Source organism: Thermoplasmata archaeon (assembly GCA_038851035.1).
GTDB lineage: Archaea > Thermoplasmatota > DTKX01 > VGTL01 > VGTL01 > JAWCLH01.
Genome location: JAWCLH010000002.1, coordinates 104,361 through 123,723 on the forward strand (window position 1 = coordinate 104,361; position 19,363 = coordinate 123,723).

The following is a 19,363-nucleotide window of genomic DNA, read 5'->3' on the forward strand; positions in this document are numbered from 1 at the left end:
CCTGAACCATGAACAGAATATATATATGCCCGCGCCAATGAACTCAGCGCCGGCCCCGTGCGGCCCATGGCGAGGGAGGGTGAACGATGTCCCGCATTGACGAGTTACTGGATAAAGCGGTGTCTGGGGGAATAACGCAGGAGGAGGCGAGAGAGCTGAAGGAGCTGATTCAGAAGGAGGCCTCCCTCAAGAGAATGAATGAGAGAATAAAGATGCTCATCGCCTTCGGAATAGGTGCTGCTGCGGGTTATGCCCTCCCCAGAATCCTTGAGCTGGATCACTCCATGGACGGCAGCGCAGGCGGAGGTGGCGGAGCCCCGGTTGAGAAGAATAAAAAGTGAAGACCCGATATGGACGACTACTACGCAACGCTAGGTATCTCACGAAACGCCACTCCCTCTGAGATAAAGGCCGCATTCAGAAGGCTCGTCCACCGCCTCCATCCCGACGTCTGCGAGGATAAAGAGGACGCCGAGAAGAGATTGATGCGAATTCTCGAGGCCTACGAGGTTCTCAGCGACCCGGAGAAGAGGAGGGCATACGACGAGGCTGGGTCCGACGAGTTCCACTCAGGGTCCGCCGGCTCCGACACCCGCCACCTCATCAATTCCGACGAGCTCGAAGACGTTGTCGCAGGTGAAGTTCTCGAGGAGCTGTTCAAAAGACGGAGGGGGTCGGGACCAGTGAAGGGCAGGGACCTCCGTGTTCACGTCGAGCTGACGCTGGAGGAGGCATTCAGAGGGGTATTTAAGGAGGTCGAGATTCCTCGGGCTTCTGAGTGCCCCGAGTGCGGTGGCACGGGTGCGAGGAGGGGCGGGAGGGCGGCAAGGTGTCCAATCTGCAGCGGACTTGGGCAGGTCAAGGGCGTGATGGCGAGGGGGAGCTCGAGGTTCGTCACGGTCGAGTCGTGCCCAAGGTGCTTCGGGACGGGGACGGTGATTGATAAAGAATGCGCGAGGTGCGCGGGCAGGGGAAGGGTGAGGACGATGGTCCCTGTCAGAATCAGAATTCCGGAGGGTGTGGAGGACGGTGCAGTACTTAGAATGCCCGAGGAAGGCGGAGAGGGTCTCCGGGGCGGGCCGAGAGGGGATCTCTATCTTATGGTTCGCGTCAGGCCCCATGCAGTATTCAGAAGGGAGGCACGGGATCTTCACCGCACAGCCGAGGCATCCTTTGCCCTTTTAGCGCTCGGCGGTAAGTTGCGGGTCGAAACGCTCGACGGCATTGCCTCAGTCCGAATTCCTCCCGGCACCCAGACCCACACCACATTCAGGCTCCAGGGGCTCGGAATGCCGAGCTGCGGTTCCCACGGGAGAGGAGACCTTTATGTGACCGTCGTGGTCAGGACACCGAGAGTCCTCACCGGACGCCAGAAAGAGCTGCTCGCGGAGTTTGAGAGAGAGGAGGGGAGCGCAGAGGGGAGGGCTTGGCTTCCCAGGAGGCGGTAGATGCCCCTCATACCCCGGTCCGCAACGATTGCGTCACGGCCGATAACTGCTCCGGAGGTTCGGGGATGGAGCCTGTTATTCATGTCCTGAGACTCCTTTGCAGGTACCTGAATGAGAACGAGTTGTTCTATGTGTTCACCGGGGAGCTGGCCCTGAAGATGCTCGGCCTCGCTGAGGAGGTCCAGAGTCTGGAGGTGCTCATGAACGTGACGCCCGAGCAGCGCTCGCGTCTCATGAACTACCTCGCTCAGGAAGGCTTCGACATCGAGGCGAGGTGGAGGGGTCCGGTCGAGCTCCGCCACAAAGCAACAGGAATCGCCGTGAGGCTGAGGACGGCTAGGACGGCCTCGGAGACAGGCTCCATAGCGCGAAGGGTTCCTCTGACACTGGGCTACTCCAGCTTCTTCATACCCTCTACAGAGGACCTTCTGCTCACTCTTCTGGAGGGGAGCCCGCGCTCCGCAACCGCGTCGGAACTCTATATAAAATGGAGAAACTTCCTCGACATGGAGTACCTGATTTCCTCCGCCCGCTCGAGGGGGCTCTACGAGCGGCTCATAGAGCTGAGGAAGAGGGCTGAGGCCTGAGCCGCTGAGCTCCGGCGAGAACTGAAGCCGGGCAAATGACATCCGGCGAATGCAACCATTGTAGAAAGCTATTTAACTCCACAAGAATTATCTGCGCTTAATACGGGTGAGAGGGAATGGCCTACCCCGGTTACCAGCCTGGACCCGCGCCTCCTCCAGCTGAGTACGGGAGCGGATACGGGGAGTTTCCATATGGGGGGGGAGTAGAGGGCCCGGAGCAGGCGGAAGAGGGGCCTGAAGAGGACTACGGGTACCTCAGCCCAAAAATCGTGTTGCTCAGGCGCATCAAGGGCGTCATTCTGGTCGTTGAGTTTCTCGTCATGCTCATTCTGATGTACATTGCCTATTCACAGAGAATGGCCGAGTTCGAGGGCCTTAGCCAGAAGCCGATTCTACCCCTTGAGCCGATTCTCTTCACGGCGCTATTAATGGGCGTCGCAATGGCCATCACGGGCATAGTCTTCCGTCTCCTTGAAATCAAGGCCACGGAGAGCAGCAGCCAGAGGGTTCTCCTCGCCCACACCGCCTTCCGCGGAGCCCTGACAGGGATGATAGTAGCGCTGGTCTTCTTCATTTTGCTTTATTATATCCCGCCGAGCGAGAGTGGCAGGGAGCTAATGGCTTCCAAGGACGACAGCGACAAGGGCTATGGGGAGGAGACCTACCGCTTCAAGACCCAGGACGAATTCCAAATAACTAAGGTGACGGACATAAAGGTGACCACGACCTCGCCCGTGGACATAGCGATAATCCCCAGAGACCTCTACGACAATTTCACGATTTATTACAGGCAATACGAAGAGGGTGACCGCAGCCTGGAGAACATCATGAATTTCTCGAAGGAAAATGGAATAGTCTTCAGCCAAAATGTCTCGATGTTACAGAAGGACGCCAGGAGCATGCCCTACGGCGAGCACAGAATCTACACCGTCATAAGGTCGGAGGGGGGGGTGCGAATTCACTATGAGATTCAGAGGGAGATTCAGCCGGGTCTGCTCGGCTCCCTTCTAACCTTCCTCCTGATTTTTGTCGTTCTTGACGGCGTGTGGATGGGCGTGGCCCTCGTCATCAAGCAGAAGTACAAAGAGCAGTCGATTTACAGATAGGGCGGTGGGAGCCTGCTCGGACCGGAAGAGATCTCGAATATCATCCGCGAATACGATGAGAAGAGGGTGCGAATCGGGGCAATAGCCTCGCACTCGGCGCTGGACGTCTTCGACGGCGCCATCGAAGAGGGCTTCCGAACAGTCGCGGTCTGTCAGAGGGGCAGGGAGGCGACCTACGCCCGCTACTTTCGGGCCCTGCGGGACGGGAAGGGGAGTTTGCTCAGAGGCGTGGTTGACGATGTGCTCATCCTCGACAGGTTCTCGCAGCTGCTGGACGAGGCGAACCAGGAGGCGCTGAGGAGTACGAGCACGCTCTTCGTTCCCAACAGGGCCCTGACGTCTTACCTCTCCATTGAAGACGTCGAGGACAGACTTCGCCTCCCACTCCTGGGGAGCCGAAACCTACTAGCGAGCGAGGAGAGGGGGAGGGGAAGAGATTACTACTGGATACTAGAAAGAGCGGGTCTCCCCTTCCCAGAGAGGGTAGACGACCCCAGAAACATAGACCGTCTTGTCATCGTAAAGCTGCACCACGCGGTCAAGAAACTCGAGAGGGGCTTCTTCACAGCCGCATCCTATGATGAATATAGGAAAAAGTCCGAGCAACTCGTCTCGCAGGGAGTGATAACTCGTGAGGACCTCGCCGGCGCCCGCATCGAGCGCTATATTATAGGACCAGTTTTCAACCTCGATTTCTTCTACTCGCCCATTGAGGACAAGATGGAGAGAATCGAGCTTCTCGGAGTCGATTGGCGGTTTGAGAGCAGTCTGGACGGCCACGTCCGCCTCCCGGCGCCCCAGCAGCTCACGCTCGGCGAGGACCAGCGTAACCCCGAATACACCGTCTGCGGCCACAACTCAGCCACGCTCAGGGAATCCCTCCTCGAGAAGGCCTTCGCCCTGGCAGAGAAATACGTCAAGGCCACGCAGGAGCACTACCCCCCCGGCATCATCGGCCCCTTTTGCCTCCAGACATGTGTGGACAAGGACCTCAATTTCTGGATATACGATGTGGCACCGAGGACAGGGGGCGGGACCAACATCCACATGTGGTTGGGCCACCCTTATGGAAACGCCCTCTGGCGCATGCCGATGAGCACGGGGAGGAGGTGGGCGCGGGAGGTCAAGAGGGCAATAGAGACGGGGCAGCTCAATAAAATAGTAACCTAAGCGAGGCCGCGGGGAAATGGGGTTTCATGGTCGGCCGCGGGCCGGGAGCCCCGGGGCCAGAGCTCAGGGAAATCCTAGGGAGTCCACGAATTCCTCTCTGAACTCAACGCTTCCGGCCATCTCTACATACCGAATTCGCCGCGCGATCTCTTCGGCCCTCCTCCTCTCCACTGTCGACAGGAGCATCATTCCCGCGCCCGTCGACGCAGCGTTCCCGAGGGAGAGAATTCTCTCCTCCTCCACCTGAGGGAGCAGGCCGATTCTCAGCGCGCTCCTCCTGTCAAGGTAATTGCCGAAGGCCCCGGCCAGAAGTATTCTCTCGAGCCCCGAAGGTGGGATTCCGGCTCGTCTCAGAAGGACCTTTGCCGCCGCGCAAATCGCGGCTTTGGCGAGCTGCAGATTGCGGACGTCGTCCTGTGATATATACACAATCGAAGGCCTCCGACTGAGCACAACCCTCTTTCCCCACGCTCCGGTCTCCACCAATGGGTGATCGACGAGAGCGCCTCTACGGTCCAAAGCCCCGGCGTCGAGCAGCGCGGCGACAGCATCCACAAGTCCCGAGCCAGCGATTCCGACCGGAGGCGCTCGGCCCGCGGTCTCTATCAGCAGGGCTCCTGTCCCTGCCCTCCCTCCAATGCGACGCCCTTGCCGGGATGATGCGCCCGTACGCGAGACGGGGACGCCTGCGATATTTTGGCCACGCCCTCCCCACCCCGAAAGGTCCTCCTCGCCCTCACCCTTCAGCCTAACGGTGACTATGGCTCCGTCCGCGGCTCTCATACCGCACTCTATTTGCGCCCCCTCGAAGGCTGGTCCGGCGGCGGCGGTGGTCCCCATCACAGTTCCGTTGAAGGCGAGCAGAACCTCGCCGTTCGTGCCTAGGTCAATGTAAAGCGTCGGGCCCTCGCTCCGGTCGAGTCCTGCGGCTAGGGCACCAGCCACGGCGTCGGAGCCGAGGAAGCCATCGACCACAGGCGGCACATAGGCGCGGGCCAGGGGATGAGTTGCGACCCCCAGCTCTTTAGCGGCCAGGCCTCTCGGCTCGCGTGCGGCGGGGGCGTAGGGAGCTTCCGCGAGCGTGTTGAGGGGGAGCCCAAGGAGGCAGTGGTGCATGAAGGTGTTGCCCACCGCACAGATGTCAAATAGCTCGCGCACTGAAATTCCCACCGTTCCACAGACCCTAGCGCTCAGGGCGTTTATCTCCGATAAAAGCGACTCTCTAAGCCTCCTCTCGCCCCCCTTCTCGCCCATAGCGAATGCTATTCTAGTGACAATGTCCTCCCCCATCTCGGTCTGTGGGTTGAGGGAGGCCCCGACGGCCAGTCTCTCCCCGCTTTTCAGATCAAATACGGACGCGACTAGCGTCGTGGTGCCGAGGTCCAGAGCGATTCCGCAGAGTTTGCGCGGCTTTTTCCTCAAGCCATGGGCTTCGTTCTTCTCTCTTGACACCAGAGACCACGTCCCGTTTCTGCGGACAAGCGCAACATCTGGTCGCGGCTCAACTCTTACATACACCCCCTCGGTCAGGACCCGGGCGGAGCTGGAGAGCGTGGAGGGAGGAATCTCAACCACGAGACGGCCCCGTGCCACCGTACGGCAGGCTAGGGCTTCCCTCTTTTTTCTTTCTTTGACCATATATATTCTGCACTTCCCGCAGGTGCCCACACCACCGCACACGCCGCCAATAGAGAGGCCCGCGAGCCGGGCAGCGCTCACGAGGTCGGTTCCGTGGGGGACCCTCACGCACCTTCCAAAGGGCCTGAATAGAACACTTGCAATACGTCCGGACCCGGAAGGCTCAGCGTATCCTTCCCTTCGCCTTTTTCCCGGCATTCTCCCCCCTCGCCCCGCCGTGCTCCTCCCCTTCGCATGGTGAGGCGGAGATGAATATCAAGCTGAGGGCGACCATCAGCGCAACCTGAATCAGGATGTGGATGCTGTCCAGTTTGTAGAGGCCGAGACCGAAGGTCAGGGCCACACCCATCCTGGTGCTGACCGCCCAGATCACATCCCCGATTGAAATCAAGGGGATGCACCAGAGAACCACCCTCAGCCAAGACCCCTTCTTCAATTCAACCACGCCTTAGAATTTTAACGATACAATTTAATTGTTTTGGTCCAGTGCTCGCGCGGGGATTTAGGTCAGGGAGAAAGCCAAAACAATTAATCCCAAGAGGGGAATACCCATTGAGCGGGAAGAGATGGAATGGGTTTGAGGGACTTTGTTGCGGAACTGGACCGACGCCTCGACAGGAGGCTGGAGGGGCTTCCGGACCTCTCTTCCAGAGCGGACCGGGAGAGATACCGTGCTTCGGTTCAGGATTACGTCTCCAGGGCGACCCGGAGGGCCGGGGCGACAATCAAGAGTCTCGACGAACTCGGCGACAGATACGCCGGAAAGCTGAGGCCCAGGAGGGGAACTTGGGACAGAATCATTGACTTCTCGACCAATCACCCATTTCAGATTTTCATCATTCTCACAATAATCACAGCGATTATCGGCTCGCAAGCCGTCAATATCCCCAAGTACATGAGAGGCGACATGGAGATATACCTCCCCCCGGACCACGAGGCAACAAAAATACTCGAGGAGGTCAGGAGGGATTACTCCACAGATGTTATCGTGATCTACATAAAGGCAAAGGACACCGATGGAGACGGGAAGGTGGAGAACCTGACCAGCGTTCCGGTCCTGCTCGAGATGAGTCGCTTCGAGGGCGACGACCTAAACAGGAACGCGCCGGACGAGAGGGACCGGGGCATAGACCCGGACAAGGACGACGGTGGCAAGAACGACCGCGTGAGGTACTGCCTGAGTATCTCCACGATTATCAAGGAGCTAAACAGCACACCAGCGCGTATAGCGCGGGCCCTACAGCTCCCCCCTGTTGCGGGCTCTTACGCCATTCCGCCGGATCAGGAGACCATAGACGCAATAGTCAACACAATTCCCGAAGAGCAGAAAGCCAGCCTTCTCAAGGACACCGACGGCGACGGGATCTATGACAGGGCAGCCATCATAATCGGCGTGCGCGCGGGCACAAGCCCTTCCTACATAGTGGGAAAAGTGGACGCACTCCTGAAGCGCTACGATTCGCAGAGCTGCGAGATGATAAATACAGGGCCTATGACCGTCATAGAAAAGATTCAGGGCAGAACAATATACGAGTTCATTAAGGTCATGCCCTTCACCATCATCTATCTCTTCATCGTTCTCTATTTTTTTCACAGAACCCTCAAAGCCCCCCTGCTCGCCCTGGTCCCTGTGGCCTACGCGCTCGTCATAACCTTCGGAATCGTCGGCGCCCTCCACGAGCGCCTGATAATCAGTCCCCAGATTGCGTTGGTGGCGCCGGTGATGCTGGCCCTCGGAATCTCCTATGGCGTCTACATCGCCAATCGCTTCAGCGAGGAGAGGAAAGGCACGTCAGTCGAGAAGGCTCGCGTGGCAGCCAAGGCGATGAATGCCGCAATCCTCCTCTCTGCGGGAACGACCTCCATAGGCTTCGGCTCGCTGATGTTCGGCACCCTTCCGCCGATAGCGGTGATGGGGATGGCCCTCGCTCTGGGCATCATGCTCACATACGCCCTGACTATGGTGATGGTCCCGATCCTGACCGTTCTTCTCAATTATAAAAAAAGAAAGGAGTGGAGGGGCTGGAGGAGGTTCGCCGCCGTCCCCTCGGACCACAGGAAGAAGACCCTCGTTGCCTTTATTGCGCTGATTCTCCTCTCCCTCTTGCTCATCCCCTCGGTGAGGTTCAACGCGGACTACATGGCGATGGCTCCCTCCGACGACCCTGCCTTCGTCAGCATGAATGAGTATTCCCGGACGATGGGCGGGGGCCAGATAGGGATGGTGATTGTGCGCGGCGCACCCGACTGTGCCAGGAACATCCAGGTTCTGGACAGCATCGAGGCGCTCGAGGGCCGCATCGGTCTTGCCCCCTATACGAACTGTATGAGCGTTGTGGATATAATGAAAATGGTCAAAACACCGGACGAGATAACGATACCGAGGTACGGGACCGTTCACATCGGTGTCAACATCAGCTTCTGGGACGCCGTTCACATGTGGGGCCCTGACAGAGTCAAAGAGTTCCTCGTCAACCTCTTCTACTCCTCTCTCAGCACGGAGATGAGGGGCTTCCTGGTCAACGCCGACTACTCGAAAACCCTGATTTATGTGTTCCAGCCCATGCTGGACATCGAGGGGACCAGAAAGGCGGTCGAGGGTGTGAATAAGGCTGTGGATGAGATTCCCCTCGTGATGAGCACCGCCTCGCACCTGACCGGAGTGGCGGCGATTCAGCTCGCCGTAAATGACCTCCTGATTCAGGGCCAACTCACTTCCCTTGCGGTCTGCATCCTTGCCTCCTGCCTAGTCCTCACAGTTGTTTTCCGCTCCTGGAGGCTTGCGGTCTTCACAATAGTCCCGTGCTGCGTCGTCGTCGGTCTGGAGCCGTTGGTGCTCGTGGGCATCAACATCCCACTCTCCGTCGTGACAGTGATGATTGGCTCCATCGCAATAGGGACGGGCGTGGACTTCAGCATTCAGATATCCCAGAGGGTCCGGGCCGGCGGCCTGAGCATCGAGTCGGTCAAGAGCGCGGTCGAGAACTGCGGGGTTTCGTTCGTAGAGGCTACGGTAACGATGATAATCGGCTTCATGGCGGTCCTCGTCTCTCCGGGCGCTTTAGTCGACCTAGCGATGGGCGTGCAGCCGAGGGACTGGCTCATAATGGGCGTCCCGATACAGTCGGTCCGAGAGTTTGTGCTCATGATTCAGATTCTCCTCGGCCTGAACGCTCTCGCAGCGATTTTCATCCTTCCCGCGATATACACAGTGTGGTTGAGGTTCAGAGAGGCGGAAAAGCTAAGAATTGAGCGCGAGGGTTGGTAGGTGTGGGTGCGGCTGTAGCGACACCACGCGAAGGTTTAGGTACGACCCCCGGCTATTCGGAAAAAGAGGGTCCGGCAATACGCCACCATCGTGGATTTGTAGTAGCCAAAACCTTAAATCACCAGACTCAGATGCCAATCATAATCGGAGGACGGCGCAGGCCGCCCGTAAAGTCCGGTGCATAAGCGAACTAAACTATGGAGCGGTGATGGAATGAGGCGCATGTGGGCTGGAATCGTAGTACTTGTTGTGACGGCGATGTTGATTGCCGGATGCCCGAGCGAAGCTAACAAAGCCCCGAAGGCGAGCATGACGGCAGAGAAAGTGGTTCTTTTCGTCGGAGATACCGCGGTCTTCAACGCATCTGCCTCGAAGGACCCCGATGGGAAAATCAAGTCTTATATCTGGGCTTTCGGCGATGGGGCTACGCTGACCGAGACAAAGAACAAGAGCGCGACCCATCAGTACACGCAGGCCGGTGTCTACAACGTCACTCTGACAGTCAAGGACGATAAGGGGGCGAAGTCGAAACCAATCACCACTGTCATCGTAGTGGCGCCCCTTCCCGTTGCCAGCGTGTCCAGCGCCCTCACCTTCGAGAATATCACATTTTCTCTCGACACATCTGCGCTCGGGGATAGGCTGTCTGAAATAGAGTGGAATTTTGCGGACGGGACCGCCGCCCAGAAAGGTGCGTCGGTCTCCCACCAGTTCAAGGACAATGGGACCTATGATGTGGTTGCGAAAATAACCTGCTCGGGCCAGACGGCCTCGGCAAAGGTTTCCGTTGGAATCACAAACAGGCATCCCGTGGCTAATATAAGCATATCCTCCCCGGCACCTTACTACTCGAACAGAGCGATAGAGTTCACAGGGGCAGCCTCTGGCGACTTGGACGGGACTATAGTCAACTACTCCTGGGACTTCGGGGATGGAAAAAGGGAGAACGGAACCAGTGTCAGTCATAAATACCTCACGCCGGGCGTATATAACATCGTTCTGACGGTTACTGACGACGACGGCGCCACGGGCTCGAGCACCTTCAACATCACGGTCGAGAAGGATCTAATAATAAAGAATGTGACCGTGGAGACGTACGTCGACCCAACCAACCACACCAGAGCAAACCTCCAGATAAAAATCGAAAATAAGGGCGACGCCAAGAGCCCCGGCAGCATACTCATCAACGTCACCTCCTACAAAGCCGACAGGAGCATTAAGATAGACAACAACTCCACCACCAACGAGGGGACCTGGGAGCCCAACACTCCCGGCAACTCAGTCTCCGTGAACGAGCTCCTAACAGATGGCTTCGATGTCGACGGGACCTGGTACTTCATCGAGGTGCAATACCAAGGAACAGTTATAGACAGCGGCTGGTACAAGAAAGGCTGAGAGCAGAAGAAGGCTGACGGAGCGCGTGGTTCCTCTCCCCGAAATTATTTTTTTCCCAGCGCCAGTCAAATCTATGGGCGGTAATCCATCCACTCCCTTCGCCTTTTTATTACGCTCCCTGCCCGCCGCTCCGCCCGCGGCAACTGATTGAGTGGAGGGACTCGGCATGAAGCCTGTCTCGAGCTCGCGACCTCGTGGGACAAGAACGTTGTGATATATTTCAAAGCTACCGACGGTGGCCTGCATAATCGTGTACGAGAAATCTACACGGGGTCCCAAGCAATCTCAAAAGCAGGAGGCTGCGTTTGCGTCAAGGTCGATAGCGACGGGAGACCAGCTCCCCCGTTTGGGCACGGAATCGAAGCTCGACCCAACATGTTCCTTTATAAGGCCTCGAGAGCCGGAGTAGGCAGGGTCGGGGTTATTGGCATGGTGGACGATTCTCTTTTTAAGACGTAGCAGAGCTCACGTACCAGGGGCCATGCGCTTCTCCATGCTGCCCCTAGAGTTACCCAGAATTGGGTTGTGAGTTGTCGATAAGTGCGACATTGCTTAGTGAATCCGGAGCGGCTGATGTTACACCCCCGGTCACACAGAAGCGCTGGACCGGAGGGGCTGGGGCCAGGCGTGGGTTAGACCGGTTAGCTTTTTCTTCTCCTGAGCAATAGATTGCCCACGAGTACGGCGGCTAGAAGCACTAGAGCTCCGAATCCGGGAGTACTCTCTCTGAGTTCAACGTAAATGGTCTGAGAGGTCTTCAGGCCCGCGTCCGCACCCTCTATCGATATCCTGGCGGTGTGGGTTTTTGCGCCCGTGAGGTTCCATTTATATACGAACTCCGCCGTGGAGTTGGCTGGGACAGAAACCTCTGTGCTGAGCAGTTGGACGAGCCCTTCTTTGATTACGAGCAGGACCGTGCCGTCCTTCTCGCCGCTGTTGGAAAGGGTGACGGTGAGTTTGACGCTCCCCTTCTCCCCTTTCTTTACCTCGAGGCTCTTCTTTGACACGAGGACGCTCTGGATATCTATGGAGGCTCGTGGCTCCGGTTTCACAATGATGTCCTTGATATCCTCGTTGATGTTGTTGAACTCGTCCGACTCCACCACAACACCCGTGGCATCGACCTCGACTTTGAATCGGAGGGCAGTGCCGGGAATTGTGGGCTTCACAGTCCAGTTCACGGTCATGGTGTCTCCGTTGGCGAGGTCTAGGTTCTTCACCAAGTATGGCATCTCGGTCCCGAGGTTGAACTTCACCGTAAAATTATAGGCGGGAGCGCGTCCCTTGTTCGCTATTACGGCGGAGGCGGCGTATTCGCGATTCACTATCATTAGTCGAGGCACGTCCACACTTTCCACCACGAGGTCTGGCCTCAGCGGGACAGTTGACTTTACCAACACGCTGTCCTCGAGCAAAGTAGATTTGTACTGTGCCAAGAACTTGAATGTGGTGTCGTTCTCACCCACCTCGGGAGTGTAGGTGTAATTCACCCACTCCTCCGTGCCCACCCGTACATTGACCTTTTTGATGGCGAGGGGATAAGTCTCGTTGGAGCCGAGGTAGAACCTAAGCTCCTCGTTGTAAGCATCGGCCGTGCCGGTGTTGGTCACCTTTGCAGAAAGAAGGACTGTCTCCCCGCTCTTCACGACGGACGGCGTTACCTCGAAGAAGATAAGCTCCACGTTGGGCAGTCTTGGCCTTACCTCTACCTCAGGAGAGGTCATCGAGGCCCGTGGGTCGCTCGAGGCGGGAACCTTCACGGTGAAGGTATGCATGCCCGGTTCTGCACCCGAGGAGTTCCATATGAACGTTGCGATAACGCTGACGCCCCCCTTCGGGATAAACTTAGTCACAACACCTTCGGTGGTCGGGCTAGTCGCATCGTCGACCAGAAGCCAAATCTCCTCGTCGGCGGTGGTGTTGGCGGTCCCATTATTCTTCAGTGTGACCGTGATTGTGACGCTCTCCCCCTCCAGGATAGAGGTCTTGTCCACCTGAATGGAATGGATGTACACGTTCGGGGTGGGGAGGGTGAGTTCGATGATGTCGGACTCGAGCTTGAATTTGGAGCTCGTCACCTCCACCACTATAATGAATTTTCCCTCGCTCATCTGAGAGGTGTCCCAAGTGTAACTGACCGAGACCTCAGTGGAGTTGTCGGCGGGGAGTGGTCTGGGGTAGGGAAGTATCCCATTTATCAGCGGGGAGGCCCCGACTAGGAACCTGACCGTGTCCTCGTCCTGCTCTGTCATATCTTTGGTTCCGTCGTTCTTGAGGTAGGCAGTTATGACGACTGGGTCTCCTATGAGAGCATTGTTGGGTAATACTATTCTATCTACATATACGTGAGGCTTAGGAATTGGGATAATCTTAAAGCTCTTGTAGGCGTCATTGTTGCTGGTGTCTGCATCGGGTATCATTTCATCGTTCACGTTCACCCGGATTTCGTAGTCCCCCGGGACTACGCTGGTTGTATCCCAGACCAGTTGGCAAGAGGCCTCCTCTCCTGGCGCTATGGGGTCGGTGATCATGGATGAGCCTATGACGAGACTATCATAAAAGAATGATACCGTCACTTGACTACTATCGGTGTCGGAGTTAGCGCTATTGTGCACGGTCGCTTTGATCGTTACCATTGAACCCATGATCGCCTCCCCGACAGACTCGCCTCCAACCGTGAACGTGATATCGTCGGTCTCAAGATAAAGGTCCAGTCCAGGGCTCCGGGCACCGGCCATTGCGTCGCCTACCCCGCCGACGCTGAGCCCACCGCCCAGGCTCGCGAGGAACAGGAGGACGCACATTAAAGCACCCATCTTGGTCATTGTAGTCTTCATCACACCACCCTTAGTTAGGTCGGGGGCTTTAATGTTTTGAACCTATATAATAATATTCCTCGGGACAGGAAAGTTGATAAAGGTGATGTGTAGAACCCCATCTAGAATATAGGTGGGCCTTTTACCGAAGGGGTGCTCCGCATTTCGGGCACAGAATCCATTTCGGTCTGGTCTCTGTGCCGCATCTAGGGCAATGTTCTTGCTCCGCCTCTAGCCGTTCCGCTAGCTCCATCGCCTTTGTGGCGTACCTGAGGGCTCTCTCCGCGTCACCTTGGTGCAGGAGCGATTCCGCCAGAGAGAGGTGCCTCCTAACCATGGACGCGTTCAGACCATTCTCTTCTAAGGCTACAATCATCACGGTCACGGATTGGATGACCTCCCTAACTAGGTCCTCTTTCTCTTTCTGCTCCTCCTCATCCGGACCCCCAACCGCAACCGGGGGCTCCGGAGGCTTCTCGAGTTCTGGAGGTGGCTGGGGGCCGGGAGTGGCCGAGACTATTCGGGGGGAAGTGTGCATGGGGCGGGGGAGAGGGGGAAATGTCTCGTGAAGAAGCTCGCGCCGCCCTTCGCCCTTACTGGGCTTTTCCCTTTTCCTCTCTTTGAAAAAGGAGCGTAGGCGAGAGCCGAGGCCGGCCATCAGGAGAAGCTGAGTCGGGTTGAAAGAGCAATGATGGGTGGGTCGGCCCATTTATCGTCCTCCGAAACTCCGGAAGGAGAGTTTTTTATTAGTATTAAATTGTTTTTATATTAATGAGTTCTTTCATTTGGTTTCATTTGGTCCCGGTTTTTACGGATAGGATTATATCCCACCTCAACCTTTTGCACGCTGTCATGAGGGAGTACGACCCCCGGGCAATAGAACAGAAATGGCAACATAGATGGGTGGAGGCAGGGGTCTTCAACTCGCGCCCGGACCCTAGCCGGAGGAAGTTTTTTATCACTGTCGCGTGGCCCTACCCCTCCGGACCGATGCACGTCGGCCACGCCCGCACATACACCGTGCCGGACGTGATCTCGCGCTTCAAGAGAATGAAGGGGTACAATTGCCTCTTTCCAATGGGGTGGCATCTGACCGGGAGCCCCATCGTGGGAGCAACCAAAAGAATAGCTGGGCGGGACGAGAAATATCTCAAGACTCTGCACGAAAAATACGGCCTCTCTCCTCAGCAAATCGACGCCCTCAAAGACCCGATGAGCTTCGCCCGGTTCTGGATATCTGAGAGTCCGATGGGCTACAAGCGCAGCATGAACTCACTCGGGTTCGGTATCGCTTGGGAGCGCGAGTGCACTTCCCTCGACCCCCATTTCAGCAAGCTGGTCGAGTGGCAGTATAGGAGGCTTAGGGAAAGAGGCCTGGTGGCGACGGGCTCCCACCCCGTGAAGTTTTGTCCCCGAGACAATAACGCGGTCACAGACCACGACCTACTCGAGGGGGAGGGCGTTGGGATAAACGAGTTCGTGCTCATAAAGTACAGGCTGGAGGGGGGGAGCCTTGTTTTCCCAGCCGCCACCCTCCGCCCCGAGACCATATTTGGCGTCACCAATATCTGGCTGCATCCGGGCGCGGCTTATGTGGAGATAGAAACAGGCGGCGAGCGCTGGATCGTCTCCGAGCGAGCCGCGGAGAAGCTCTCCCACCAGCAGAAGGAGGTCAGAGTCGTCCGGAGCGTTAAGCCGAGGGACTTCATCGGGAAAAAGGTGGTCGTGCCTAGGACCGGCGTGACAGTGCCGATTCTGCCCGCGGAGTTCGTTCAGGCCGACCACACCACGGGGGTCGTCGGGTCCGTCCCGGCCCACGCGCCCTTCGACCTCGTCGCCCTCGCCGATTTGCAAAGGGACGAGGAGCGGATGCGCTCCTTCGGGCTGAACCCGGAAGAGGTCCGGAGAATTCGGCCTATACGGATGATAGAGTTGGAAGACGGAGGCGAGAGCACCGAGGAATTCATCCGGCGGCTGGGCGTGAGGGACCAGGGGGATGCAAAGAAGCTGGATGAAGCCACCCAAAGAATATACAAGCTCGAGTTCAACAGGGGAAAGATGGCATCCAACACGGGCCCCTGGAGAGGGATGAGAGTCTCCATAGCCAAGGACGGCGTAAGGCAGGAGCTTCTTTCTACCGGCGATGCCGATATCATGTACGAGTTCTCCGACATGCCCGTCATCTGCAGGTGCGGGAGCCCCTGTGTGGTCAGGGTGGTGAAGGACCAGTGGTTCATCCGCTACTCGGACCCGGCCTGGAAGGAGGAGGTCAGGGCCGCGCTGGAAAGAATGGAGCTGATACCACCCGAGACGAGAACCTACTTTCTGAATGTTGTCGAATGGCTCCATGACTGGCCCTGTACCAGAAGGGTTGGGATGGGGACAAGGCTCCCCTGGGATGCCACTGGCTGGATAATAGAATCTCTTTCTGATTCCACCATTTATATGGCCTACTACACCCTCGTCCCCTGGATAAGGAAGGTTAGGCCGGAACAGCTCGACGACTCTGTCTTTGATTATATCTTCTGGGGGACCGGGGAGCCTTCCGCCATCTCGGAAAAGACCGGGATCCCTTCAGAACTACTCACGAGAATGAGGGATGAGTTCACATACTGGTACCCGCAAGATTACCGGGTCAGCGCCAATGAACTGATTCCCAACCACCTGACCTTCATGATATTCCACCATCTCGCCACAATGCCGAAGGAATTCTGCCCACGGGGCATAGTGAGCCTTGGCCTTGGGGTGCTCGAGGGGCAGAGAATGTCGAGTTCGAGGGGAATTGTTTTTGCGGTCTCGGACGCTGTGGAGAAGTACGGAGCAGACGTCACCCGCTTCTACCTGATGTACATGTGCGAGCCCTGGCAGGACTTCAACTGGCGAGGGGCGCAGGCGGAGGCACACAAGCGCCAGCTGGAGAGGTTCTTCTCGATGGCTCAAGAGATAATGGCTATCGAGGACTCTAGGGAAAGCCCTGTGGATGGATGGATGCTCTCGAGGCTGCAGCACCATGTGGCTGCAGCGGGGGAGGCCCTCGAAGAGTTTCAGACTAGAAAGGCACTACAGCACTCCTTCTTTCTGCTCCAGCAGGACATGCGCTGGTACCTCCGGAGGGGCGGCTCGAATCGTGAGGTCCTCAGAAAGGTTCTGGATGCGTGGCTCCGCCTTCTGGCCCCCATCGTGCCACATATCTGCGAGGAGCTTTGGGAGATGCTCGGCGGGCGAGGGTTCATTGCCGACGCCCCGTTCCCATCACCGGATGAGTCCCTCCGGGACAGAAGGGCAGAATTCAGAGAAGAGGTGGTCAAGAGGGTGGCGGAAGATGTGGGTGAGATTCTGAAGGTCACGGGAATAAGTCCGAAGAGGGTCGTTCTCTACTCGGCCCCCAGCTGGAAGTGGGCGATACACAAGCGTGCTCTGGAGATGGCGAGGGAAGGGCGCCTCTCCGTGAGCGAGCTGATAAAATCCGTTCTCAGGATGCCGGAGCTAAGGGAGCGGGAGAGGGAGGTGGCCCCTGTATGTCAGAAGCTTGTGATTGGATTTGGGAGACTCCCACCGGAAGAGCTGGAGCAGCTCACACTCCCGATTGACGAGCCCGCCCTGATGGAGGATATTAGGACCTTTCTCGCGAGGGACCTGGGCTGTGAGGTGCTCCACTTCCCGGCCGAGGCTCCCGACAGGTATGACCCACAGGGCAAGGCCCGCCAGGCTATGCCCCTTCGGCCCGCGATATACATCGAGGGATGAGCTCATCACAACCAATATATACCACACCCCTTAATCTTAGACAAGTGTCCGGAGCGTTAGGGAGTTGCGTCCTCCCTTTTCTGGTGGTCTCTCTCATCTTAGGCATCCTCATTCCCGCACCGACATCCGTTGCCCAGACACCTGAGTGGGTGGTCAGCTCCCTCTTCACGCTTGAGAGCACCGTCAAAGACATCAGAGCCAACCTGATAATTGAGAGCGGCGGCGTACTCCAGCTCCTGAACTCGACCCTCGTGATGAACCTCACAAAGGACGCAGAGTTCGAAATTCTGGTCAAGCCCGGAGGCAGGTTGATTGCGCGTAATTCCACAATCACAAACGGCCCCCTAGGAGCCCATTACTGGTTCAGGGTCAGGGGCGCGATGGAGCTATGTGACAGCAACGTTAGAGGAACATGGGGCGTATTTGAAACCGGAGGGATCATAATATCCTGCAATGAGGTCATCATAACCCGCTGCCGTCTCACCGATCATAAATGGTATGCAATAACTGTCAATGCCTCATCCCCGGAAATCTCCGACAACACCATCGAGGGATGCCGAGCTGGAATTCGGGTGGAGGGGGACGGGGCCCCCAATATCTCGGGTAATTTGATAAGAAACATGGAAAAGGAGGGCATAATCTCCCTTGGTGCGAGGCCCCACATCAGGAGTAACCGGCTCCTGAACAACTGGATGGGCGTGGGCCTCTTCGACTCGGATGCCGAGGTATCGGGCAATGAGATTTTGGGCTCAGGTTCCTCTGGCATTGATTGCTCCAGCGGCTCTGACGCTAAAATCTCAGGAAACACCATCTCCTCAGGGAACGGTGCTGGCATAACCATCCACTCATCCTCGCCGCTCTTGTCCTCCAACACAATCTCCGACAACGCCGTAGGAGTCAACTGCACCTCCTCCAGACCTATAATCCGGAACAATCTTATCACCGGTAGTAGGGGCTGGGGTGTCTACTCCGTCAGCGGCTCCCCAGTGCTGGAAGGTAACTTGTACACCGCAGGCCCCGGTAGCGAGAACGCTCTGGGTGCAGTAGCGGTTGTCTGGAGGCTAACAATCCGGGTGGAGGACTCTGAGCGCCGGCCAGTTGGTGGAGCGGATATTACCATCCGTGACAGTTTGGGGGCTATCGTTTTCAGGGGCAGGACGGAGAGGAGCGGCACCTTCAGCGGCATCGAGCTTTTCCAGTTGCACTATGACCCTAATGGCACGAGGCATGAGGACACGCCGCACACAATCACGGTGGGAGCACAGGGTCTCTCATCGAGCCGGGAGGTCGAAGTAAATGAGGACCAGTCCATAACCATCAGGCTAGGAGAGGGCGCGCCGTCTTTTATCCCCACTGGAAGCGGTCCCCTGTTCGCTCTGGCCCTCATTGGAGCACTGCTCAACTACGTCAGGAAGTACCGTGATTGAGTGCCCTTGAACTCTTCGTAATAAGTGTCGGGGGGGGGGTTTGAACCCCCGGCCTCCGGATGTCGCAGAGCTAGAGGGTCTCTATCTCCTATGAGTCCGACGCTCCACCAGGCTGAGCCACCCCGACTTGACGATACTTGATGATTGTTTTACGAGGATAAAAGAGCGAGGGCCAATAAAAAGCTTGGGGAGCGCCCCGGACACTACTCTTGGCTCTCCGGGACTAGCAGCGGGTGGTAACATAATACTTAATAACAATGACTGCATTCGACCTCCGGAGGGGGGAACCCGATGAAGTTCGAGCAATACGACATTCCCGACAACCTCGTTTACCACAAAGAGCACCACTGGCTCAAGAAGGAGGGCGACCACTACATTATGGGAATAACGGATTTCGCCCAGAAGCTGGCGGGCGACATAACCTATGTCGACCTCCCCTCGGAGGGCGACAAGGTGTCGCTGGACAAGCCCTTCGGTACGATGGAATCGGGTAAGTGGGTTGGCAAGCTCTACGGCCCGTTCGACGGCGAAGTTGTGGAAGTCAACCAGGATATTGCGGACGACGCCACACTCATCAATAGGGACCCCTACAACAGGGGCTGGATAGTGAAGCTCAAACCGAAAGACCCCTCTCAGGTCTCCCAGCTCCTCAACGCGGCTGCATATCTCGAAATAATGAAGAAGAAGCTCTCCGAGATAAAAAAGTAGGTTGAGCGCCGCGGCCCCCCTTTTTACTGTGGCTCTGAGGCCGAAACCCGCCG

At 57.2% G+C, this 19,363-nt stretch carries 14 protein-coding genes and 1 tRNA gene; 10 read left to right on the top strand and 5 right to left on the bottom strand.

All coding sequences use genetic code 11. The features are described 5' to 3' along the window. Positions 1-86: 86 nt before the first annotated feature. The 5 genes from QW379_01095 (at position 87) to QW379_01115 (ending at position 4,311) form a co-directional block, all read left to right on the top strand. Entirely contained in the window at positions 87-341 is a 255-nt protein-coding gene (locus tag QW379_01095; protein ID MEM2869006.1) for a hypothetical protein, read from the top strand. A gap of 9 nt (positions 342-350) precedes the next feature. Next, entirely contained in the window at positions 351-1,448 is a 1,098-nt protein-coding gene (locus tag QW379_01100) for a J domain-containing protein (protein MEM2869007.1), read from the top strand. A gap of 65 nt (positions 1,449-1,513) precedes the next feature. Next, positions 1,514-2,035, top strand: coding sequence for a hypothetical protein (locus tag QW379_01105; protein ID MEM2869008.1), 522 nt, complete (start codon positions 1,514-1,516; stop codon positions 2,033-2,035). Positions 2,036-2,151: 116 nt separating this feature from the next. After that, entirely contained in the window at positions 2,152-3,141 is a 990-nt protein-coding gene (locus QW379_01110; GenBank protein MEM2869009.1) for a hypothetical protein, read from the top strand. Positions 3,142-3,153: 12 nt separating this feature from the next. Next, positions 3,154-4,311, top strand: a complete 1,158-nt coding sequence (locus tag QW379_01115) for a formate--phosphoribosylaminoimidazolecarboxamide ligase family protein (protein ID MEM2869010.1) — start codon at positions 3,154-3,156, stop codon at positions 4,309-4,311. 63 nt (positions 4,312-4,374) lie between these two features. Here QW379_01115 and QW379_01120 read toward each other — a convergent pair whose 3' ends face one another. Both QW379_01120 and QW379_01125 read right to left on the bottom strand, forming a co-directional pair. Then, the gene (locus tag QW379_01120; GenBank protein MEM2869011.1) at positions 4,375-6,147 is read right to left on the bottom strand and encodes an ASKHA domain-containing protein; all 1,773 of its coding nucleotides are present in this window, start codon (positions 6,145-6,147) and stop codon (positions 4,375-4,377) included. Beyond that, positions 6,113-6,394 (bottom strand): hypothetical protein, encoded by a 282-nt coding sequence (locus QW379_01125; GenBank protein MEM2869012.1) that lies wholly within the window; start codon positions 6,392-6,394, stop codon positions 6,113-6,115. Before QW379_01125 ends, QW379_01120 begins: the two co-directional genes overlap by 35 nt. Before the next feature lie 126 nt (positions 6,395-6,520). On the opposite strand from QW379_01125, the gene QW379_01130 reads away from it, so the two are divergent. Then, positions 6,521-9,217, top strand: coding sequence for an MMPL family transporter (locus QW379_01130; protein MEM2869013.1), 2,697 nt, complete (start codon positions 6,521-6,523; stop codon positions 9,215-9,217). A gap of 213 nt (positions 9,218-9,430) precedes the next feature. Next, positions 9,431-10,612, top strand: a complete 1,182-nt coding sequence (locus QW379_01135) for a PKD domain-containing protein (GenBank protein MEM2869014.1) — start codon at positions 9,431-9,433, stop codon at positions 10,610-10,612. A gap of 641 nt (positions 10,613-11,253) precedes the next feature. Here the strand turns inward: QW379_01135 and QW379_01140 are convergent. Both QW379_01140 and QW379_01145 read right to left on the bottom strand, forming a co-directional pair. Then, on the bottom strand, positions 11,254-13,449 hold the full coding sequence (locus QW379_01140; protein MEM2869015.1) for a CARDB domain-containing protein: 2,196 nt from the start codon (positions 13,447-13,449) through the stop codon (positions 11,254-11,256). A gap of 121 nt (positions 13,450-13,570) precedes the next feature. Beyond that, complete coding sequence (locus QW379_01145) at positions 13,571-14,137, bottom strand: zinc ribbon domain-containing protein (protein ID MEM2869016.1); 567 nt, start codon at positions 14,135-14,137, stop codon at positions 13,571-13,573. Positions 14,138-14,280: 143 nt separating this feature from the next. Between QW379_01145 and leuS the strand changes: the two genes are divergently transcribed. Continuing rightward, positions 14,281-17,175, top strand: coding sequence for a leucine--tRNA ligase (gene leuS / locus QW379_01150; GenBank protein MEM2869017.1), 2,895 nt, complete (start codon positions 14,281-14,283; stop codon positions 17,173-17,175). Positions 17,176-17,219: 44 nt separating this feature from the next. After that, complete coding sequence (locus QW379_01155) at positions 17,220-18,602, top strand: right-handed parallel beta-helix repeat-containing protein (GenBank protein ID MEM2869018.1); 1,383 nt, start codon at positions 17,220-17,222, stop codon at positions 18,600-18,602. A 25-nt stretch (positions 18,603-18,627) separates the two neighbouring features. On the opposite strand, the gene QW379_01160 is transcribed toward QW379_01155, so the two are convergent. Continuing rightward, positions 18,628-18,729, bottom strand: a tRNA-Met gene (locus tag QW379_01160). Between the two features lie 164 nt (positions 18,730-18,893). On the opposite strand from QW379_01160, the gene gcvH reads away from it, so the two are divergent. Next, entirely contained in the window at positions 18,894-19,310 is a 417-nt protein-coding gene (gene gcvH / locus QW379_01165) for a glycine cleavage system protein GcvH (GenBank protein MEM2869019.1), read from the top strand. Positions 19,311-19,363 lie beyond the last annotated feature (53 nt).